Genomic DNA, 20,725 nt, shown 5'->3' on the forward strand with positions numbered 1-20,725 from the left:
TGTGGAATCATTGATCATTGTTTTGGTCGGCGTCCTTACCACGGTCGCCATCTATCTCGTTTTATCTAAAAATGTAGTTCGCATCATATTAGGGACAGCCATTTTATCTCACGCAGTCCATCTTCTCATCTTATCGATGGGCGGTTTGAAACTTGGGACTGTTCCACTACTCGGAGAAGAAGCAGGCAAGTATGTGGATGCTTTGCCTCAAGCATTAATTTTAACGGCAATTGTTATTAGCTTCGCCGTTACAGCGTTTATCCTCGTACTTGCTTACCGCGCCTATCAGGAATTAGGGACCGATAATTTAGGGGCTATGCGAGGTTCTGATGATGAATAATATTTTAGTTTTGCCGATGTTGCTCCCAATTATCGTAGGTGTATTACTGATTTTTCTTCGGACTTATGGTCGGATTCAAGCATGGATCAGCTTAGCTGCCATGGCATTAACTACTGGCATTTCAGCCTATCTTCTACATAAAGTTCAAACAGACGGCATTATGCGGCTGGACTTTGGAGGATGGGAACCGCCTTTTGGTATTTTGTTTGTTGCCGATTCATTTGCTGTTTTGCTGGTACTGACATCGAGTATTGTCACTGCAATTTGTTTGAGTTACGCGCTTATTTCTACTAGCAAAGAGTTGCAAACTATGTATTTTTACCCTACCGTGCTATTTTTAGTAGCCGGTGTTAATGGATCTTTTTTAACTGGGGATTTATTTAATCTTTTTGTTTGTTTTGAAGTCATGTTGCTGTCTTCTTATGTATTACTGACTTTAGGTAATTCCAAGCGTCAGTTACGTGAAGCTATTAAGTATGTATCCATCAATATCGTTTCTTCATGGTTCTTCCTAGTCGCTCTGGCTTTTCTTTACGGAGCCCTTGGCACATTAAATATGGCTCATTTGGCTGACCGTGTTTCAGAAGTGGGACAAACCCCTTTACTCACCACAATTAGTATTGTCTTTCTAATTGTTTTCAGCTTAAAAGCTGGATTGCTTCTGTATTTTTGGTTGCCAGGATCTTATAGCTCGCCACCTATTGTCACCTCTGCCCTATTTGGTGCTTTGCTGACAAAGGTCGGCATTTATGCACTGTTCCGTATGTTTTCACTGATTTTTCACCACCAGCCAGAAATCACACATACCATTATCGGAATTATGGCAGCACTCACTTTAATCGGCGGAAGTCTCGGAGCGATTTCATTTAATGATCTTCGTAGCATCGCAGCTTATAATGTCGTCATTGCGGTTGGGTTTATACTCGTTGGATTAGCCATTGCGACGCCTTCAGCGATTGAAGGCTCTATTTACTACATTATCCACGATATGGTTGCTAAGGCGCTGCTGTTCCTACTTATCGGGACGATGATTACGTTAAGCGGTACGTCAAAAATGGCAGGCATGAGTGGTCTCATGAAAAACTATCCTTTACTTGGCTGGTCTTTCTTTATTGCCATGCTATCACTTGCTGGTATTCCTCCGCTCAGCGGCTTTATCGGTAAAGTCTTAATTTCGAGTGCTGCTATCGACAACGGTTCGTATGTGTTGTTGGCATTGTCCTTACTTTCAAGCATCTTTGTCCTTTACTCTTTGCTTCGCGTCTTTAAAAATTGCTTTTGGGGTGAAACCATTGTTAGTAAAGAAGAGCAGTTGCCATTACGTAGAGGTGTCGTAATCCCCTGCCTAGTACTTGTAGGTTTAACGATCCTTATCGGTTTAGGCACAGAAATGATGTCTCCCTATGTTACCAATGCCGCGGAAACACTATTGAACCCTAGCATCTATATTGATGCGATCTTAGACAAAATCTAGTCGTCCAGTTCTACTGAAAGGAGTGAAATAGAGTGCCAGCTCAGTTTCTTTTAAATTTAACGATTGCGTTCTTATGGACTTTATTAATGGATGAAGATGCTTTTTATGTCAGAACTTTTCTGACTGGTTATTTGATTGGAGTTGGAATTCTTTTCCTGATGCATCGTTTCTTTGGAACAAAGTTCTACTTATTACGCGTCTATTCCACGATTAAGTTACTGTTAATTTTTATATCGGAACTTTCTCAATCCAGTCTGCTAATTATGAAACAAATTTTAAGTCCAAGATTAAATATAAAACCCGGTATTTTCACCTATGAACATAGTATGGAAGGTGATTACGAATTAACGACATTGGCACTCTTGCTCACTTTGACTCCGGGCTCTGTGGTTATGGAAGTATCGCCTGATGGAAAAACGTTCTACATCCATGCAATGGATGTAGAATCTTCTCGAGAATCTGTATTAAAGTCTATCAAGGTGTTTGAAAAAGCAATTATGGAGGTGACGAGAAATTGATCGATACAATATTGACGATCTCCCTATCTCTTTTTATTCTAGCCATCATTTTGGCATTGTACCGCATTATTCGCGGCCCTTCTATGCCAGACCGTGTAGTGGCCCTCGACATGATTGGGGTTAACTTGATTTCTGGTGTAGCGGTATTTTCAGTCGTTCTTAGTACGCACGCATTTCTCGAAGTTATTCTGATTGTTGGGATTTTGGCATTTATCAGTACCCTTGCGTTAGCACGCTATGTTGAAAGGGGCGATATCGTTGAGCATAAACACAATCGGTGAATATTTCGGTGTTTTCTTAATTTTAATCGGAAGCATTATGGCAGTCATCAGCGCGATTGGAATTCTTCGATTGCCGGATGTTTACACTCGTTCACATGCCGCTACTAAAAGTTCGACTCTGGCTGTTTTACTGTCCTTGTCCGGCACCTTTATTTATTTTTGGGCATCGGAAAATTTCATCAGCGTTCGACTACTGCTCGGGATAACGTTTGTCTTTTTAACTGCTCCTGTATCAGGTCACCTGATCACACGAGCCGCTTATCGGTCTAACGTTAAACTAGCCAACGCTTCTACAGAAGACGCCTTAGAAAAGTTGTTTAAAAAATAAACAGGCGCACTTTGCATGGGCTATAGTTACACTCGATTTATTCGAGTTATCTATAGTCTTTTTTATTGGAACTAAACTTATATGGGTAAATTGAAGATAGATAAGCACTCTTCTTTGTTGATCGTAATAGTTACGGGATATAGAATGATAATTTTTTCAACAAATCAAAATTTCACTATAAATATAGTTCGAGAATAGTAGTAGAAAAAGAAGTTAAGAAGGGATAATCGATTTAACTTGAATGAAATTTGGGTATATGTAAACTAAGACGGGGTCAATATAGACAAAGAATGGATTATATGAAAAACTTAAGAAATGATAACTAGCAGAAAGCAGGGTTTGGAATGAGTGTAGAATTAAAGGAAAAAGGTCGTTTAGATGCCTTAACTGTATTTTTTAAAGTAACAGCTGCCTATACCCTGTCTTTATTCATGAAAAAGAAGGACGGCAAGAAAATTGTTTTAGTCGGAGGAAACCTTGGAGAGAAATACGAAGATAATGCTGCAGTTTACCACAAATATTTACTAAAAAATCATAAAGAACAAGTGACTGCTTATTGGATGTTCGATCCTAAAACCACATACGCTAACGATCAAAAAATTGAAAATGCGATTCCGCTTGGAAGTTTCAAAAATTACGTACTGTTTTTCCAAGCTGACTATACGTTCCATGGGCATTCTCTTCTTTATGATATTGTCCCGGCAGCAGATAAATTTCTTTTTCTTAACCGGAAAACAATCATTACTCACATTAGTCACGGTATTGAAGGATTTAAGAAAATACTCATTCAAAAAGAAGATATTCCTTTATTAAAAAGAACTGATTATTTTAATTGTGCATCGCAATATGAATACAATTTAAAGTTACATGAGTGGAAAATGCCTGAGCATAAATTGATTATTACAGGTTTTCCTCGCTTCGACCGATACCCACCACAACAGCCTGCTAAAGAAGTTAAAAATATTTTGATGATGATGACTTGGCGGGAATGGCTTTTTGACTTATCTAAAGAAGAATTTACCAATAGCGCTTATTTTAAAAGTACCACCGGCTTATTAAAGCATGAGGGCATTCAAAAACTATTGATTGATTACGACATTCACCTGAACATTGCGTTGCATCCTTTTATGAAAAAATTTGAAAGCTACTTTACCAATCTATCAAACGATGAAAACCGCGTTACATTCCTTGATTTTAATAAACAAACAATCGAGCAATCTATTGATCAAAACGATATGTTATTGACCGATATCACGAGTGTATCTTGGGATTTTCTCTATCTCAATAAACCCATTATTTTCTATATGTTTGATCAACAAGAATATTTAGAAAAGCGTGGTGCCTATTTAAACATGGATACAGATCTTTCAGGCTATAAAGCAAACTCTATCGAACATGTTTATGAGTATTTGAAAAAAATTATAGAAGAGAAAATTACTTGGAACGACTGGTATCCGAAAGCAACAGATTATATCGATTATTTCGACCAAGACAATTGCAAACGGTTAACCCACCGTGTCATGAATTTACAATAGTTCCACGTGAAACTATTAAAAATTGTAATAAAAGGACTTAGAAAAGTATGCTATTTTTCTAAGTCCTTTTTAAAATTCTAGTTGTAATTCGACGGGACAATGATCAGAACCCCATACATCCTTGTGTATTTTCGCGCTTTGTAGATGCGACTCAAGTCTATGGGAAGCTAGGAAATAATCGATTCGCCATCCGACATTTTTCTTGCGACAATTAGAGCGGTAAGACCACCAAGAATAATGCCCTTCTTCTTCTGGATAGAAATGACGGAACGTATCAACAAATCCACATTCTAAAAACTGTGTCATTTTCCCTCGTTCTTCAGGTGTAAATCCAGAATTCTTTTTATTAGCTTTTGGATTTTTTAAATCGATTTCATTATGTGCTACGTTCAAATCTCCGCATAATAGTACGGGTTTATGAATATCTAAGGTCTTTATAAATGTCAAAATAGCATCTTCCCACATTAACCGATAGTCTAAACGCAACAAGCCATGTTGAGAGTTTGGTGTGTACACGGTTACTACATAATGGCTATCAAATTCTAATGTAATCATTCGCCCTTCAGTATCGAGTTCTTCTATTCCTAAGCCGTATTGAATAGATAATGGCTGTTGTTTCGTAAAAATCGCTGTTCCTGAATAGCCTTTTTTATGGGCATAATTCCAATACGTGTAATAGCCAGGAAGGTTCATGTCGATTTGTCCTTCTTGCAATTTAATTTCTTGTAAGCAAAATACATCGGCGTTAGCTTCAGTAAAAAATTCCATAAAGCCTTTTTTCATAACAGCACGAAGGCCATTAACATTCCACGAAATTAACTTCAAAAATTACCCCTTCTTTCTCTTCAATAATTCTATATGAAGCCTCAAGAAGACTCAAGAAATGTAAATTTTCTGTATTTTTTTAAATATTCCGCATCATTTACAAGTAACTTCTTGTACAATGAAACTATCTGATAAAGCACAGCGTCAATCATCGCAAATACAGTCTCTGAAATTTAGTCATTCGCCCGATTAGGATAAGAGACAAAGGAGATTAAACCATGAAAAAGTATTCAAAAGAAGAAAAAAGTTGGGCGCTATACGATTGGGGAAGTTCTGCTTATTCAATTATTATTACAACAGCCGTATTTCCGATTTACTATAAAGCTTCTGCTACTGACGCAGGCGTCAGTTTATCAGACTCAACGGCTTACTTAGGGTATACGATTGCGATCTTCACGTTCATATTGGCGATGATTGGACCTATATTAGGCACGATCGCCGATTATGAAGGCATGAAAAAACGATTTTTTACTGGATTCTTTTTATTAGGAACCATTTCAACAGCTCTACTAGCATTTATACCAAGTGAAAATTGGTTATTGATGTTAATTTGTTATGTGTTTGCCGCTCTCGGTGCGACCGGTGCCAATTTATTTTATGACGCATTTATTGTAGACGTAACGACGGAAAAGCGCATGAATAGCGTATCTTCTTTTGGTTACGGATTGGGTTATATCGGCTCTACAATTCCGTTTATCCTTTCAATTGCCCTTATATTACTCGCTCAAAATGGGGTACTTCCCATTTCTGTTACTGTTGCTAGTCGCATTGCCTTTTTAATCACTGCGATTTGGTGGATTGTTTTCTCAATTCCAATGTTCCGCCATGTTAAGCAAGTCCATTATATTAAGCGGGAATCACATCTTGTTCAACAAAGCTTTAAACGTTTAGGCAAAACAATCCGAGAAATCCGTCAATACCGTGCATTGGTCTTGTTCTTAATTGCTTATTTCTTTTATATCGACGGAGTCGGAACCATTATTGCCTTATCAACCGCTTATGGAACCGATTTAGGTTTAGATTCATCAAGCTTACTGATTATATTATTTGTAACGCAAGTAGTCGCGGCTCCATTCGCGATTCTTTACGGTCGTTTGGCTAATCGATTTACGGGCAAAAAAATGCTTTATGTGGGGATATGCGTTTATATTGTGATTTGTATCTACGCCTTTTTCCTCGAAACCATTACAGATTTCTGGATTTTAGCTATGCTCGTAGCAACGAGCCAAGGCGGTATTCAAGCACTCAGCCGCTCTTATTTCGGTAAACTTGTTCCTAAAGAAAACTCTAATGAATTTTTCGGATTTTACAACATTTTCGGCAAGTTCGCGGCAATTCTTGGACCTTTGCTTGTAGCCGTCACTTCTCAACTAACCGGCAAATCCAATATGGGTGTATTCAGTCTTGTGATATTATTTGTTATCGGCCTTATCGTCTTGTCTCGTGTACCTGAACCAAAACCTCATGAATCTGTAGATGAAGTATCAAATGTTTAAATTCAAAAAGGTGCCTTCCAATTAGATTGGAAGGCACCTTTTACTGATTATTTTTTATTGTGATCTTCAGCTTTTACTGTTACATTGCCTGCACTATCTTTTGTGATAGTTGCATCTTTCAAATCAACAACTTCAGTTCCGCCTTTTTCTTTATCGGCTTCTTTATTTGCTTTTTTAATTTCTTTTTCTACTGCTTTTTCAGCTTTTTCATGCTCTTTTTCAGCTTTTTCTTCTTGTTTTTCTTCTTTTTTCATTGCCTTTTCTTGCTCTTTTACTTCTTTTTCAATTGCTTTTTCTTGTTTTTTCACTTCTTTTTCTTCTTGCTTTTCTTCACGTTTTGCTTTTAGTTCATCCGCTTTTTCTTTAACGGTTTCAGTATAGTCATTCGCTTTTACTTTAGCTGTTTCTGTATAGTCAGTTGCTTTTTCTTTTAACTGATTTACTTTATCCTTTACTTGGTCAACAGCTCCGCCTGAACCTTCAGCGTTTTCTTCTTTTAAGGCAACTGCTTTTTCTTTAACAATTCCTTGAAGTTCTTTACCACTCTTCGGTGCTAATAAAAGCCCCGCCGCTGCTCCAATAATTGCACCAGTTGCAGCACCAGCTAAGAAACCTCCACCTCCGCCACTTTCTTTGCGGTCAGTTTCAGTAGATTGTGTATTTTGGATTTTACCACCGCGCACTAGACGCTCTTCTACTTCTTCTACGATTTCATATAATGTACGACCTTTAGCTTCAACAAGCGATACGCTCATGTGGTAGTCAGCTAAATCTGCCTGATCTCTGACAACGATCACGTCATAATCAGTCGAATCTGATTTTTCTTCAAGCATATCTGCCTGATACCCTTTTTTCTCTAATGCTTCGCGTACTGATGTAAATGGATGCTCAACTGCAATTTTTACCATACTCTTCCATCTCCCTTTATCAATGTCTATATCAATTATTGTTCCCTATTTGGGGAATAATAAACATTTACGGAATCTTCAATTTCATTGCCAGACTTGAATCGTATTTACTTTCTTCAGTCGTGCGACCACTAGTGCTCCTAAAACAGCACCGGTAAGACTAGAGATGAAAAAAGGTGGGATAAAAAAGAAGGCTCCAAATTCGGTTCCTAATAACAGACGAGCATAAGGTACTGCAATGAGAGATGCTATTAAACCTGTTCCTATTACTTCTCCTATTGCAGCGAACCAAATTTTTCCGAACTTAGCGTACATAATACCAGCCAAAAGGGCCCCAATCATGCCTCCTGGAAAAGCTAATAGCGAACCTGTACCAGTCAATACACGCACAACTCCGGTAACAAATGCGATGATTACTGCTGGACCTGGACCAAAAAAGACTGCTGCAATGACATTAACTGCATGTTGAATGGGATAAGCGCGTGCAATGCCCGCGGGAAAATACACAAAAGCAGAACCGGCAACTCCTATTGCAACGAACATAGCCATTAAGATTAGTTTTCTCGTATTCATCTGCCAATACCTTCTTTACTAGAATGTTGGAAAGCTCCTACTCGTTCAGCAATATCTTTAGCACTCGCTATTGCTGAAATAACCGCAACACCTGATACGCCAGCCTTCCATACTTGGTCAGCGTTTTCTGGTGTAATTCCACCGATACCCACAATTGGCAATTGAGGAAATTCACGTTTGACTGCCATGATTTCTTTAACACCCGCAGGCTTTTTGGCATCCGCTTTTGAAGTCGTCCCAAAAACCGGGCCCATGCCAACATAATCTGCACCAGCTTGGATAGCCGCTCTTGCTTCATCTACAGAATGAACAGAAACACCTAATAGTTTATTTTCCCCAATCAGTCGGCGCACTTGAAGAGCTGTTTCATCATCTTGACCAACATGAACACCGTCAGCACCGATGCTACATGCTAATTCGATATCATCATTAACGATGAAAGGGACTTTATAGCTTTGACATAGTTTTTGACAATGCAACGCAAAGTCGTTTAAGGCTGATCCCGTTAAAGATCCCTCTCCCTTTTCACGCAGTTGAAAGTGGGTAATGCCTCCTTCGAGCGCTCTCTCTAATACGACCAAAGGGTCTCTTGCTCCTGAATTTTGAGAACCCATTACAAAGTAAATTGCTGGTTTATTGGAAAACCTCAATTTTATTTACCTCCGTTTTTTCGTGTCTTCTCAGTTGATAAGCCCCGTGATTTGTAGGACCATGACCGTTACCAATATTCAATGGATCGCTGAGCGCTGCTTGGATAAACTCCTTCGCCGTCAAAATGGCCGCTGTTAGCTCTTGTCCTTTTGCGAGCTGTGCCGTTACAGCCGCTGCAAATGTGCATCCAGTGCCGTGCGTTTGGTTAGTCTCTATACGAGCAGATCGGTATACCGCTGTTTCCCTATTGATATGCAAAAAATAATCTTCTGCATAGTCTGGATCTGTACTATGGCCACCTTTAATGACAACCGATTGTGCTCCTAACGACAAAATATGTTCTGCTGCACGTCGTCGGCTAAAGACATCCGTAATAGAAATGCTCGTTAAAGCTTCTGCTTCCGGAATATTAGGTGTGACTAATAAAGCTAGCGGTAATAGATGGGTTTTTAATGCTTCTACCGCAGCAGGCTGCAATAAGTTCGCACCACCTTTCGCAATCATGACAGGATCTACAACTAAATTTCCCCAGCCAAACTGTTGAATCATTCTCGCTGTTTCTTGAATAATTTCTGGGTTAAACAACATACCTGTTTTCACTGCAGTTACGTCAAAATCACTGCCTATTGCCTCTAATTGAGTTTGAACAGCTTGCTTTGACATGGGATAAATCGCGCTAACACCCAGTGTATTTTGAGCAGTGACTGCGGTAATTGCTGAAGTCCCGTAAACGCCCAGCTCTTGAAAAGTTTTCAAATCCGCTTGGATGCCCGCTCCTCCTCCAGAATCTGAACCCGCTATAGTTAAGGTTTGTGGTGTTTTCTTCATACCGTTTCCTCCTGTAAAGAAATTCGTTTTTGTACTTCTTCATCTGTCAGGCTCGCTAATTGATTTAGAAAAGCTAGTTGAAATTCTCCAGGTAAATGTGCTTTTTGACTTGCTTGTTCACCCGCAATTGCGTAATCGCGTAAAACATCACAGGCGATTTCCACCGTTTTTTTAGTAGACACAGCAAGTCCAGCCGCAACGGCACTACTTAATAAACACCCTGTTCCTGTAACAGATGTCATCACCGGATTTCCAAAAGGAATTTCACGGACAACTTCCCCATCCGTCACGATATCTACAGGCCCTGTGACCGCTATGACTAATTTAAGTTTTTTTGCAGTGGTCATAGCCAGATTTTTAACGTCTAGAGAGCCTTCTCCGGCATCAACACCTTTTGACTGCCATTGTTCACCAGCTATCGCTGCGAGCTCTCCTGCATTGCACCGAAGCACATTTACGTGTACAGACTCTAAAATTTCACGGACAGCTTTTATTCGAAAGTCACTGGCCCCTGCTCCAACAGGATCTAACACTACTGGAATGCCTAATTGGTTGGCTTTTTTGCCAGCAATCAACATACTTTTAAGCGATTCCGTATGGAGAGTTCCGATATTTAAAGACAAAGCTTGTGATAAAGCAGCTAGTTCCGCCACTTCTTCAGGTGCTTCTCCCATAATCGGAGAAGCACCTATTGCTAATAGGCCATTTGCTTGAAAATTCGACACTACATGATTGGTGATGCAATGAACAATCGGTGCTTTTGCTTTTATTTGATGGAACACGCTACACACCTACTTTATCTACAGCGTCAATCGCCCAGGTTTCTTTTCTCCACGCTTGGTCCCAAAAGTTTAATTCGTAATAACTGCTCTTTTGGAAATGGTCTTTTAGTTCTTTGCGTCGTGCTTCTGGTAATTCTTCCGCTAACCGATTCATCCGGTCAATTTGTTCGTTAACGAGTTCTCCAAATTCTTCGGACCCGTAAGTCTCAATCCAACGGTCATAAATCGGATGATCAGGTTTTGCATGTTTCAATCGCTCACCAATTTCGTAATACAACCAGTAACAAGGCAATATGGCTGCTAATACATCTGCTAGTTCCCCTGCAGATGCCCGGTACATGTGTGATACGTATGCGTAAGCAGTAGGAGAAGGTTCGAATTGGGACCAATCTTTTTCGGTCACGTCTAAAATTTTCATAAAGGATTGATGTAAAGACAGCTCAGCTGTGCTGGTATGTGAGGCGTGAATCGCAAAACGTTGTGTGGTTTCTAAATCTTTTGCTTTAGATGCACCCAGCGCCTGGATTTTCGCAAAATGCGATAAATAATAAGCGTCTTGCATGACATAAAAACGGAATATGTCGACCGGTAATGTCCCGTCTTCAATTCCCTTAACAAACGGATGATCAAAACTTGCCTGCCATAAGTGGTCACATTCTTTTCTTACTTCTTTACAAAAAGTCATTTCTCCATCTCCTTTTTTGTGCTTGTACACAAAATAAAAACACCGCTCCCCAGTGAAGGGAAGCGGCGTGTGCAGTCGATAAGAAAATAGCAGACGGTCCGCCACTTCCCTCCGCTGGTATGATCCAGATCAGGTTCAAAGGGTCCGAGCTTATGCTCGTCTCAGCCGATATCCGGCTCCCCTAGTGGTGTTTTTATTTATGTTTTCGACATCACTATATCATAGATTCTGATAATTCTATAGTCTTTACAAAGTTCTTTTTGGTATTTTTGGATAGAATTGCGTATACACATGACTAGCATGCTCTAAAATGTTACTTCATAAATACGGTAATATCATTTTCATTTTTCTCCACCAACTTTTCTACCAAGTTCATATAATCTTCCCCAAATTCCTCCATCCATTCGAGGTCACTAATATCTCCACTCCCTAATTTCTCCTCAAGATACGCATTGATGTAAGCATTTTGTTCGTTAATTTTTTTAGCGTATTGTGTTTGGAACTCCTCAGGTGACATATCTAGTTTTTTAGCTTGAGCTATAGCATATGCACGTACTTGCTTACTGCCGTCATCTTTTGTATTTTCAGGAGGAAGTTTTTCAAAATCATCATGGTTTTTTTCTCCCGTCAACTGAGCAGAAATATCAAGGTCCATTTCCTTTACCTCTTGTTTGATCAACTCTACTTGTATTGCTGAATCTAAATAATTTAATGCCGCATCATCAGGATATAGAAATCGTAAATCCCCTATTGTAATTTCGTGGTTGTTTACGATAGCGGCCACTTCATCGTCCTCGTATGTTGAAATTCCGCTACAACTAGCTAACATAGTCGATCCAAGTAAAACCGCTATGCACAGAATCTTTTTCAATCCCCCACTTCCTTTCCTAACGCATGATCAATAAACTTCTACTTATAGAGTTTATACGTTTTTAAGGTTCAGAAAGTTTCGTTAACTGAAAATAAGATCCTAATTTTTAACACAAAAAAACGCCCCTGAAAATTCAGGAACGCTTGAGTTTATTAAACTGTTACTTCTTTTTTATCTTTTTTAATTTGTTTGCTTCGTAATTGACCACAAGCAGCATCAATATCTGCACCTTGCTCGTGACGTACGCCACAGTTAATACCTTTTTTCTTTAATGCATCATAAAATGCACTGATTGCTTCTGGTGTACTTTGTTGATATTGATCGTGCTCATCAACTGAGTTGTATGGAATCAAGTTAACGTATGACAAGTGACGCTTATCTTCTAGCAATTTTGCTAATTGATGCGCTTCTTCCACATGGTCATTCACATCACGCAATAAAATATATTCAAACGTAATCCGACGGTTGGATTTCTCCAAGTAGTAATCGATAGAAGCCATTAACTTCTCGATTGGATACGCTTTGTTTATTTTCATAATACGTGTGCGTAATTCATTTGTTGGCGCGTGAATCGAAATTGCAAGGTTAACTTGCAAACCTTCGTCTGCGTAATCGTAAATTTTTGGTACAATCCCACTCGTTGATACAGTAATGTGGCGAGCTCCAATTGCTAAGCCTTTTTGAGAGTTGACAACGTTTAAGAAGCCCATCAAATTCGTATAGTTATCGAATGGTTCACCGATACCCATAACAACGATATGACTTACACGCTCGTCTTTTTGTTGTGCATCAAAATGCGCTTGTACTTGCATAATTTGCTCAACAATTTCGCCCGCGTTTAAATCGCGGCTCTTTTTCAATAGTCCGCTGGCACAGAAACTACAGCCAATGTTACAACCAACTTGAGTGGTTACACATACAGAATTTCCGTATTTAAAACGCATCAATACCGTTTCAATCAAGTTGCCATCTTGCATTTGGAAAAGAAACTTAATCGTTCCGTCTGCAGATTCTTGTTTAACCGTTTCTTTTAACGTACGAATCAAAAAATTGTCTTCAAGCAGTTGAATGCATTCTTTCGAAAGGTTATTCATTTCCGCAAATTCAGTGACACGTTTAATATACAACCAATCCCATACCTGCTCCGCACGGTATTTTTTCTGGCCATTTTCTAAAAACCATTCTTTTAACTGGTCTATCGTTAATCCATAGATGGAATTTTTCATTTTAGAACCCTCATTTCAAATTTCACAATTGCTTATTATAATACTAAAAATAACGCTTGACAACAACTATTTTTGTTTAGACAGAAAAATCTGATTAAAAAACCGAGTTATATCAGGGGTTTAAGAATTGGCTTGGGTAAAAAGAAACGAATCTTCTAAGCTCAATTTCCTATTCAAGGAGGTGGAAATGAAAAAACCAGGCGCTTTTCGCGGACCTGGTTTTAGTGGATTATAAATTTATTGAACTCCACGGGTGCTCCCGCTTTTCTTGTCTAGCTCCGACTCTCAGATTCTAGGGTCATAAGCCACTCTAGCTGTGCGGCTGGAAACACGCCGCTGCGCCAGAGCGTCTTATGCCCGTCGAATCTACACGAGAGTCTCCGCTTTTCTTGTCTAGCTCCGACTCTCAGATTCTAGGGTCATAAGCCACTCTAGCTGTGCGGCTGGAAATACGCCGCTGCGCCAGAGCGTCTTATGCCCGTCGAATCTACACGAGAGTCTCCGCTTTTCTTTATACTAATTGCTCTTTTTTCTGTAGCATGGTACCGTTTTTCGCTAAGTCTGCATGCCACGAAAATGCTTTTTCTAATACATGTGGTGTTTGTCCGCCACGTGTTAGCGCTTCTTCATAATACTCGCGAAGTTGAGCGCGGTACATCGGATGTACACAATTAGTCAATATCACTTCTACACGTTCACGCGGTGCAAGTCCACGAAGATCGGCATAGCCTTGTTCTGTCACAACTACATCGACATCGTGTTCCGTGTGATCTACATGCGAAACAAAAGGGACAACACTTGAAATGTTGCCATCTTTCGCAATTGATTTCGTCACAAAAATCGCCAATCGAGCATTACGAGCAAAGTCACCTGAGCCGCCAATCCCATTCATCATTTTCGTACCCGAAACATGTGTTGAATTAACGTTTCCATACATATCAAATTCCAAAGCCGTGTTAATCGAAATCAACCCGAGTCGACGAATAATTTCTGGGTGATTGGATATTTCTTGTGGGCGCATTACGATTTTATTTCGGTAGTTTTCAAATTCGCCGTAGACTTGTTTCATTTTCGGTTCGGATAAGGTGATCGAGCAACAAGATGCAAAACTTACTTTTCCAGCATCGATTAAATCAAAAACGGAGTCCTGCAATACTTCTGAGTACACTTCTAAGTCCTCGAATTCAGAATCAATCATGCCATGTAATACGGCATTCGCGACCGATCCAATACCGGATTGCAATGGAGCCAATTTCTTCGTTAGACGACCTGCACGGACTTCCGAACGTAAAAATTCAAGTAAATGATCAGCCATGATTTTAGTTTCTTCATCGGGTGGCACGATGTTTGACGGAGAATCCAACTGTTCAGTGAAAACAATTCCACGGATTTTTTCCATATCGACTGGAATACCTTTTGTTCCAATACGCTGATCAGCTGCTGTCAATGGAATTGGCAACCGCTCACCTTGTTTGCCCGTATCATAAATATCATGAATGCCTTCAAACAATTCTGGCTGGGCCGTATTTATTTCAACGATGATGTTTTTTGCGTGCTTGGCAAAAACCGCAGAGTTTCCTACTGAAGTTGTCGGAATGATCATGCCATCTTCTGTAATCGATAACGCTTCCACTATGGCAAAGTCAATCGCCTCTGTAACTCCTGTGCGAATCCATTCTGCCGTATGGGATAAATGATGATCCACAAACAACATTTCGCCTTCATTGATTTTTTTACGCATAGCCGGTTCTGCTTGGAAAGGTAGGCGTTTATTAACGATACCCGCTTCTGCAAAAAGACGATCAATATCCGACCCTAACGAAGCTCCTGTAAAGACATTTACCTTAAAGCTTTCACTTTCCGAACGCTCGACTAGCGCTAAAGGAACCGCTTTCACATCTCCAGCACGCGTAAATCCACTAAGTCCAAGTGTCATGCCATCCTGTATCCATGAAGCAGCTTCTTGTGGAGTCACCACTCGTTCTTGTAAATGTTTTGCTTTAATACGGTCAAGTTTCTGTTCCATTCATATCACTCTCTTTCATTATCGTTTGAATCGCTCTTGTCAAAAAATAAAGCGTTTTCATGAGCGTGCGCTCAGTTCGAAATCGCAAGTCTTGTAAAAAGGGTAGGATTTTTCATTATCTATCAACACTTAATTATTAGATAATTTTAGCTTATTCTGTTACAGAGCTGATTTTTACCGTGTGGAAAAGCGTTTAATGACACAAAGCAGAATATCAACTGCTTTAAGCAGCATTTCTTCACAGCAAATGAAAAATGCCTGTCCTAAGAAAACTGGACAGGCATTTTCATTATTTTTTCTTTGTGGCAATGTTTTGTCAGAACTATACGGCTGAAAACATGCCGCTTCGCCAGAGCGTCTTATGCCCATCGAATCTACACGGGCGCTTTCGCTTTTCGTTTTGTCTAGCTACAGCGCCCAGATTCTTGGGTCATAAGCCACTCCAGCTGTACGGCTGAAAACATGCCGCTTCGCCAGAGCGTCTTATGCCCGTCGTATCTACACGGGCGCTTTCGCTTTTCGTTAGAACCCTAGAAGTTTTCTGAAGTAGCTTGAATACGACTGGCTGACGGGGATTTTTACGCCGTTGTTCATTGCTAACATGAATGTCGAATGTGTATCTGGGTAAATTTCTTTTATGTGATGCACATTGACGATAAACGATCGATGACAGCGGATAAATGATTCTCGTGGTAAAAGGAATTCAAATTCCTGAAGTGAATTTTTATTTGTTCCAGAATACCCTTCTGCATACACATGGGTTTTGCGATCTTTTACTTCTAAGTATTTTACTTCTGTAAACGGAATCGGCTTCCAACCATCTGGACTTTTCACCGTTACCACCGACTTCCCTTCAGTAAATGCCGGGTAGATGGCCATGACACATCCTTGAAGCTCACCTTCATGTTCAAATGGCACCGCCATCCCGTGATAAGGAACGCCAAAAAGTTCTCGATTGATAAATTCAGAGGTCTTTTGATTGGCCTGCAATGCTTTATGAGCAATCGTTCCTGGCTTTACCGGATCTCCAGGTTTTATTTTTAAATCTACTCGTTTACTTGGGCGATAATAGATGTACTCTTTCGTATTTGTTACAGCTATTGAAATTTCATCAGAAAACAATTCTCCCATGACGTCTAACAGCGATCCTAGTGTAAAACTTTCCATCGTACCCCTCCTGTTTTGACTCCTTAGTTTGATTATACATGAAAAATATTTTCTTCTATTAAAAAAACCAGCCTGTAAAAGGCTGGTTTCACTAGTTACTCAGATAGCAGCATGCTGCCATTAGTTGCTAAATTGGCATGCCATGAAAATGCTTTTTCTAAAACATGCGGTGTTTGACCACCGCGTAATAATGCTTCAGCGTAATAAGAACGCATTTGTTCTCGGTACATCGGATGAACGCAATTTTCAATAATGACAGGCACTCGCTCACGTGGAGCCAGTCCTCGTAAATCTGCATAGCCTTGCTCGGTGACCACGATGTCTACGTCGTGTTCGGTATGATCAACGTGCGTAACAAACGGCACCACACTAGAAATAATGCCCCCTTTAGCAATCGACTTTGTTACAAAGATTGACAACCGGGCGTTACGCGCAAAATCTCCTGACCCGCCAATACCGTTCATCATTTTTGTGCCAGATACGTGTGTAGAATTTACATTGCCATAAATATCGAATTCTAATGCCGTATTAATTGAAATCAACCCAAGTCGACGAATCAAGCCGGGGTGATTCGTAATTTCTTGCGGACGTAAAAGAATTTTGTTTCGGTATTTTTCAAAATCACCAAATACTTGTGCCATTTTTTCTTTAGACAAGGTAATCGAAGATGCCGAAGCAAATTTTACTTTTCCTGCGTCAATCAAATCAAAAACGGCATCTTGGAGCACTTCCGAATAGACTTCCATATCGTGAAACTCTGAATCAACCAAACCGTGGAGAACTGAGTTTGCTACTGAACCAATCCCAGATTGCAAAGGCGCAAGTTGATTGGTCAATCGGCCTGACGCTACTTCTGCTCGTAAGAAATCCAGTAAATGTCTAGCCATTATTTCCGTTTCCTCGTCTGACTCCAAAATCGTTGATGGCGAATCGGCCTGATCAGTAAAAACAATACCTCTTACCTTTTTAAAGTCTACCGGTATTCCGATTGTTCCAATACGGTCACTAACACCTGCTAATGGAATTGGCGAGCGTTGCCCTTGTTTGCCAGGTTCATAAATATCATGCACCCCTTTAAATAGCTCAGGCTGCGAAAGATTGATTTCAATAATTACGTTTTTTGCGTGCTTGACGAAAACCGACGAGTTCCCAACTGACGTTGTGGGGATAATCATGCCATCTTCTGTAATTTCCAACGCTTCTATAACCGCAAAGTCGATTGGCTCTATAACACCAGCACGAATCCATTCAGCAGTCTGCGACAAATGGTGATCGACAAACATGATGTCTCCGTTATTTATTTTTCTTCGCATGGCAGGTTCAGCTTGAAACGGCAATCGCTTATGAACAATTCCTGCTTCCGCCATTAATTTATCAACATCCGAGCCTAAAGAAGCTCCGGTAAAAACATTTACTTTAAATTGCTCTGTTTCGGCACGGCGAACCAATGCATAAGGGATTGCTTTAGCATCTCCTGCACGTGTGAACCCGCTTAATCCGAGTGTCATTCCGTCTTCTATCCAAGACGCTGCCTCGTCAGCAGATACAACTCGGTCTTGTAATTCCGTGGCTTTAATACGATGAAGTTTGTTTTCCATCCTTATCACCTTTCAGGGGCTTTAGTTTTTGTTAGCCTATACATTAATTATATCTTATCGGTGTTATTCTGAAGAATCGCTAGACTCCAACATCCACGTTTTTGTCTGCCTCCCTTCACATTCTCGCAACAATCTAGAGCCTTAGACCCTCAAAACAATTCTTATTTCTTGCAATAAAAACAGAAGCGATAAATTCTAATTAAGATTGGAAAAAATATCAAGCCAATTTTATTGACAATCGTTTTGCAGCTGAAATAATATAGAAAAGTTGTAGAAAATAAATTCATTTAATTTATATAGAAGAAAAGAGGCTAACTGCCATGTCGCCAGACCAAAAAAAGAAAATTTTTATTTTAATGATCAATATGTTTATTGCTGTCGCAAGTTTTGGAATTGTTATCCCCATTATGCCTTCCTATCTGGTATCCATTAACCAAGGCGGTATGGCAGCCGGCTTAATGATCGCTATTTTCGCAGCTTCTCAATTTCTTTTTTCACCGATTGCCGGAAAATGGGCAGATCAATACGGTCGCCGGAAAATGATTATTTATGGGTTGATTGGTTTAACCCTCTCTATGTTTGTATTCTATGCTTCCGATTCTATTTGGGTCTTGTATTTCTCTCGTGTCATTGGTGGCATAGGTGCAGCCATGCTTATTCCAGCCATTTTCGCTTATATCGCAGACATTACAACTTTTGACCAGCGCGCTAAAGGTACGAGCCTCGTTTCTGCATCGATGTCTCTCGGTATTGTTGTCGGACCTGGTATTGGTGGATTTTTGGCGGATTACTCTTTAAAACTGCCCTTTCTCGTCTCAGCACTCGTCTCTTTAGCCGCTGTTATTTTCTCAATCTTATGGTTAAAGGAATATGATGCGACTGATGCCAACCCAGCACTTGCGGCTAAATTGACCGATGAAGAATCGATGTTCACTAAAATCGGACGCTCTACAAAGATGCCATATTTCATTCCATTAATTATTACGCTCGTCATGAGCTTTGGTTTACTGGCTTATGAATCCGTCGTCGGACTGTATTTGGACAATCAATTCAATTCTACTGCGAAAGATATCGCTATTATGATTACCGCAACCGGAATAGTTAGTGTGATTGTGCAATTGTTTGTGGTTGACCGGATTGTTCGTCGATACGGTGAAGTTGCGATACTCGTTACGTTTCTTGGAGTCGCGGCATTTGGTTTCTTACTTTCTCTTTTTGCCGGAAGCTACGTGATGTTCTTTGCCGTTTCTTTGGTAATCTTCTTAGCTACTTCTATTTTACGTCCTGTCTTGAATACCTTAATTTCAAAAATGGCTGAAGGTGAAGTTGGTTTTGCAATGGGCATGAACAACGCTTATATGAGTATTGGCAATGTGGCAGGTCCTTTACTTGCAGGTCTTTTATATGATGTCAACATCATCTTCCCGTTCATTTTAGGTCTTACTATGCTGCTAATAACACTCTCGATTACTGTTGTTTGGCAACGTTCACGAGCTGTAAAAACATCTACTATTGGTTAGTCACGGGTTCTCTTTGGAGAATCCGTTTTTTAATAGATGATCTCTAATCCATTTTCGTGTTTTGGAACTTATTGTCTGTTATACGACGAATGCCTTGCACTAGCTGTGTCCAGCTTTACGCGTCTATTTATAAGTTGTATAATATTTGTACAACATTAACTATAAATCTATAGAATGAAGGTAATGCTATGTATAACATTAAAGCAGCTGCCAAAATCTTAGATATGCCGAAAGTGACAATTCGTTCTTGGGAAACGCGTTACAGTGCGATTACTCCTGCCCGAACAGAATCTGGCCATCGCTTGTATTCGGATCAAAATCTGGAAGATTTGAAATGGCTTAAAATACAAGTACAGGACAACGGCATGAAAATCAGTGAAGCTGTAAAAAAACTACACGCTTCGCGTCATCAATTTATTGTACCTAAAGAAGAGCTATCTCAGAATCTTAACTCAGAATATAGCGAACAAATCAATCAACTTTTTCAAGCGGCTGCCGAAATGGACACGGAACGCTTTAACTACTTGCTCGATTTGCACTTTTCTTTATTCCATCACCAAACTGTCTTTTTTTCAATAATTGCACCACTTATGATTCGAATTGGAGAAGCTTGGGAAGATGGCGTTATCAGTGTTGCTCACGAGCATATGATCACTCATATTGTTCAGCAACGCTTTAATCAGTTTTTCCGCATTTTCCCGACTTCACCAAGTTTGCCAAAAGTTATGGCCCTGAGCCCAAGTGGTGAGCAACATCAGTTAGGTTTGCTGTTATTTACTTTGTTCTTGCGAGAAAATGGCTTTTCTGTCGTTTATATTGGGCCTGATACACCTCTTGAAGGATTAGAAGAAATGATTGTGAAACACAACTTTCAAATCTTGTGTATGTCGATTGCCACACCTAAATTGATGACATCAGCGGATAAATATATGGACGCTTTATCAAGAGCTAAGCCAGAAATGCAATTTATTTTGGGTGGTCAAGGTGTCGAAGTAAAACAAAACGAAGACAATCGTTGGTATCTTGGAACTGATATAAAAGTTTGGCAACAATGGTTATCGGATCAAAGATTTTAAGTCTATAAAAAACGCCC

The 20,725-nt window shown here is 39.8% G+C and carries 21 protein-coding genes and 1 riboswitch; of the genes, 9 read left to right on the forward strand and 12 right to left on the reverse strand.

The genetic code is table 11. The features are described from left to right. The first annotated feature begins 1 nt into the window (after nt 1). The 6 genes from PLANO_RS13830 to PLANO_RS13855 all read left to right on the forward strand — a co-directional run bounded on the left by PLANO_RS13830 (nt 2) and on the right by PLANO_RS13855 (nt 4,476). On the forward strand, nt 2-340 hold the full coding sequence (locus PLANO_RS13830; RefSeq protein ID WP_038705019.1) for a Na(+)/H(+) antiporter subunit C: 339 nt from the start codon (nt 2-4) through the stop codon (nt 338-340). Beyond that, nucleotides 333-1,814: a Na+/H+ antiporter subunit D gene (locus PLANO_RS13835; protein ID WP_038705020.1), complete on the forward strand. Its 1,482-nt coding sequence runs from the start codon at nt 333-335 to the stop codon at nt 1,812-1,814. The genes PLANO_RS13830 and PLANO_RS13835 overlap by 8 nt, the downstream gene beginning before the upstream one ends. A gap of 32 nt (nt 1,815-1,846) precedes the next feature. Beyond that, entirely contained in the window at nt 1,847-2,332 is a 486-nt protein-coding gene (locus tag PLANO_RS13840; RefSeq protein ID WP_038705021.1) for a Na+/H+ antiporter subunit E, read from the forward strand. Then, nucleotides 2,329-2,613 carry a Na(+)/H(+) antiporter subunit F1 gene (locus tag PLANO_RS13845; protein ID WP_038705022.1) on the forward strand — a complete coding sequence of 95 codons (285 nt, stop codon included), beginning with the start codon at nt 2,329-2,331 and terminating at the stop codon, nt 2,611-2,613. Before PLANO_RS13840 ends, PLANO_RS13845 begins: the two co-directional genes overlap by 4 nt. Further along, nucleotides 2,591-2,941 carry a Na+/H+ antiporter subunit G gene (locus tag PLANO_RS13850; protein WP_038705023.1) on the forward strand — a complete coding sequence of 117 codons (351 nt, stop codon included), beginning with the start codon at nt 2,591-2,593 and terminating at the stop codon, nt 2,939-2,941. The genes PLANO_RS13845 and PLANO_RS13850 overlap by 23 nt, the downstream gene beginning before the upstream one ends. Nucleotides 2,942-3,285: 344 nt before the next feature. Continuing rightward, nucleotides 3,286-4,476, forward strand: a complete 1,191-nt coding sequence (locus PLANO_RS13855; RefSeq protein ID WP_038705024.1) for a CDP-glycerol--glycerophosphate glycerophosphotransferase — start codon at nt 3,286-3,288, stop codon at nt 4,474-4,476. A 69-nt stretch (nt 4,477-4,545) separates the two neighbouring features. Here PLANO_RS13855 and PLANO_RS13860 read toward each other — a convergent pair whose 3' ends face one another. Beyond that, a complete protein-coding gene (locus PLANO_RS13860; RefSeq protein WP_038705025.1) occupies nt 4,546-5,301 on the reverse strand; it encodes an exodeoxyribonuclease III in 756 nt (251 codons plus the stop codon). A 218-nt stretch (nt 5,302-5,519) separates the two neighbouring features. Between PLANO_RS13860 and PLANO_RS13865 the strand changes: the two genes are divergently transcribed. Continuing rightward, nucleotides 5,520-6,797 carry an MFS transporter gene (locus tag PLANO_RS13865; RefSeq protein WP_038705026.1) on the forward strand — a complete coding sequence of 426 codons (1,278 nt, stop codon included), beginning with the start codon at nt 5,520-5,522 and terminating at the stop codon, nt 6,795-6,797. 47 nt (nt 6,798-6,844) lie between these two features. Here PLANO_RS13865 and PLANO_RS13870 read toward each other — a convergent pair whose 3' ends face one another. The 11 genes from PLANO_RS13870 to PLANO_RS13920 form a co-directional block, all read right to left on the reverse strand. Beyond that, complete coding sequence (locus PLANO_RS13870) at nt 6,845-7,705, reverse strand: YkuS family protein (protein ID WP_038705027.1); 861 nt, start codon at nt 7,703-7,705, stop codon at nt 6,845-6,847. An 84-nt stretch (nt 7,706-7,789) separates the two neighbouring features. After that, on the reverse strand, nt 7,790-8,278 hold the full coding sequence (thiW, locus tag PLANO_RS13875; RefSeq protein WP_038705028.1) for an energy coupling factor transporter S component ThiW: 489 nt from the start codon (nt 8,276-8,278) through the stop codon (nt 7,790-7,792). Beyond that, nucleotides 8,275-8,928, reverse strand: coding sequence for a thiamine phosphate synthase (gene thiE / locus PLANO_RS13880; protein ID WP_081976668.1), 654 nt, complete (start codon nt 8,926-8,928; stop codon nt 8,275-8,277). The genes thiW and thiE overlap by 4 nt, the downstream gene beginning before the upstream one ends. Continuing rightward, the gene (gene thiD, locus PLANO_RS13885; RefSeq protein ID WP_038705029.1) at nt 8,912-9,757 is read right to left on the reverse strand and encodes a bifunctional hydroxymethylpyrimidine kinase/phosphomethylpyrimidine kinase; all 846 of its coding nucleotides are present in this window, start codon (nt 9,755-9,757) and stop codon (nt 8,912-8,914) included. Before thiD ends, thiE begins: the two co-directional genes overlap by 17 nt. Further along, nucleotides 9,754-10,539 (reverse strand): hydroxyethylthiazole kinase, encoded by a 786-nt coding sequence (thiM, locus tag PLANO_RS13890; protein ID WP_038705030.1) that lies wholly within the window; start codon nt 10,537-10,539, stop codon nt 9,754-9,756. Before thiM ends, thiD begins: the two co-directional genes overlap by 4 nt. A 1-nt stretch (nt 10,540) precedes the next feature. Beyond that, nucleotides 10,541-11,224 (reverse strand): thiaminase II, encoded by a 684-nt coding sequence (gene tenA / locus PLANO_RS13895; protein WP_038705031.1) that lies wholly within the window; start codon nt 11,222-11,224, stop codon nt 10,541-10,543. Between the two features lie 89 nt (nt 11,225-11,313). After that, nucleotides 11,314-11,417, reverse strand: a riboswitch (TPP riboswitch). Between the two features lie 120 nt (nt 11,418-11,537). Continuing rightward, complete coding sequence (locus tag PLANO_RS13900; RefSeq protein ID WP_038705032.1) at nt 11,538-12,095, reverse strand: hypothetical protein; 558 nt, start codon at nt 12,093-12,095, stop codon at nt 11,538-11,540. Nucleotides 12,096-12,247: 152 nt separating this feature from the next. Further along, nucleotides 12,248-13,321, reverse strand: coding sequence for a dual-specificity RNA methyltransferase RlmN (gene rlmN / locus PLANO_RS13905; RefSeq protein WP_038705033.1), 1,074 nt, complete (start codon nt 13,319-13,321; stop codon nt 12,248-12,250). Between the two features lie 511 nt (nt 13,322-13,832). Next, a complete protein-coding gene (locus tag PLANO_RS13910; RefSeq protein WP_038705034.1) occupies nt 13,833-15,347 on the reverse strand; it encodes a succinyl-CoA:acetate CoA-transferase ScpC in 1,515 nt (504 codons plus the stop codon). Between the two features lie 522 nt (nt 15,348-15,869). Further along, a complete protein-coding gene (locus tag PLANO_RS13915; RefSeq protein ID WP_038705035.1) occupies nt 15,870-16,514 on the reverse strand; it encodes a LytTR family DNA-binding domain-containing protein in 645 nt (214 codons plus the stop codon). Nucleotides 16,515-16,609: 95 nt separating this feature from the next. Next, entirely contained in the window at nt 16,610-18,112 is a 1,503-nt protein-coding gene (locus PLANO_RS13920; RefSeq protein WP_038705036.1) for a succinyl-CoA:acetate CoA-transferase ScpC, read from the reverse strand. 320 nt (nt 18,113-18,432) lie between these two features. Here PLANO_RS13920 and PLANO_RS13925 point away from each other — a divergent pair, with 320 nt between their 5' ends. Together PLANO_RS13925 and PLANO_RS13930 are read left to right on the forward strand one after the other, a co-directional pair. After that, nucleotides 18,433-19,632, forward strand: coding sequence for an MFS transporter (locus tag PLANO_RS13925; protein ID WP_038705037.1), 1,200 nt, complete (start codon nt 18,433-18,435; stop codon nt 19,630-19,632). A gap of 188 nt (nt 19,633-19,820) precedes the next feature. After that, nucleotides 19,821-20,708 (forward strand): MerR family transcriptional regulator, encoded by an 888-nt coding sequence (locus PLANO_RS13930; protein ID WP_038705038.1) that lies wholly within the window; start codon nt 19,821-19,823, stop codon nt 20,706-20,708. The last annotated feature ends 17 nt before the right edge of the window (nt 20,709-20,725 follow it).

This window comes from Planococcus sp. PAMC 21323, assembly GCF_000785555.1.
Classification (GTDB): domain Bacteria; phylum Bacillota; class Bacilli; order Bacillales_A; family Planococcaceae; genus Planococcus.

What these genes read in the sequence shown, in the direction of transcription:
- PLANO_RS13835 (WP_038705020.1), top strand. Translation starts at nt 333, where the DNA reads ATGAATAATATTTTAGTTTTGCCGATGTTGCTCCCAATTATCGTAGGT.
- PLANO_RS13855 (WP_038705024.1), top strand. Translation starts at nt 3,286, where the DNA reads ATGAGTGTAGAATTAAAGGAAAAAGGTCGTTTAGATGCCTTAACTGTA.
- PLANO_RS13865 (WP_038705026.1), top strand. Translation starts at nt 5,520, where the DNA reads ATGAAAAAGTATTCAAAAGAAGAAAAAAGTTGGGCGCTATACGATTGG.
- PLANO_RS13870 (WP_038705027.1), bottom strand. Translation starts at nt 7,705, where the DNA reads ATGGTAAAAATTGCAGTTGAGCATCCATTTACATCAGTACGCGAAGCA.
- thiW (WP_038705028.1), bottom strand. Translation starts at nt 8,278, where the DNA reads ATGAATACGAGAAAACTAATCTTAATGGCTATGTTCGTTGCAATAGGA.
- thiD (WP_038705029.1), bottom strand. Translation starts at nt 9,757, where the DNA reads ATGAAGAAAACACCACAAACCTTAACTATAGCGGGTTCAGATTCTGGA.
- tenA (WP_038705031.1), bottom strand. Translation starts at nt 11,224, where the DNA reads ATGACTTTTTGTAAAGAAGTAAGAAAAGAATGTGACCACTTATGGCAG.
- rlmN (WP_038705033.1), bottom strand. Translation starts at nt 13,321, where the DNA reads ATGAAAAATTCCATCTATGGATTAACGATAGACCAGTTAAAAGAATGG.
- PLANO_RS13910 (WP_038705034.1), bottom strand. Translation starts at nt 15,347, where the DNA reads ATGGAACAGAAACTTGACCGTATTAAAGCAAAACATTTACAAGAACGA.
- PLANO_RS13915 (WP_038705035.1), bottom strand. Translation starts at nt 16,514, where the DNA reads ATGGAAAGTTTTACACTAGGATCGCTGTTAGACGTCATGGGAGAATTG.
- PLANO_RS13920 (WP_038705036.1), bottom strand. Translation starts at nt 18,112, where the DNA reads ATGGAAAACAAACTTCATCGTATTAAAGCCACGGAATTACAAGACCGA.
- PLANO_RS13925 (WP_038705037.1), top strand. Translation starts at nt 18,433, where the DNA reads ATGTCGCCAGACCAAAAAAAGAAAATTTTTATTTTAATGATCAATATG.
- PLANO_RS13930 (WP_038705038.1), top strand. Translation starts at nt 19,821, where the DNA reads ATGTATAACATTAAAGCAGCTGCCAAAATCTTAGATATGCCGAAAGTG.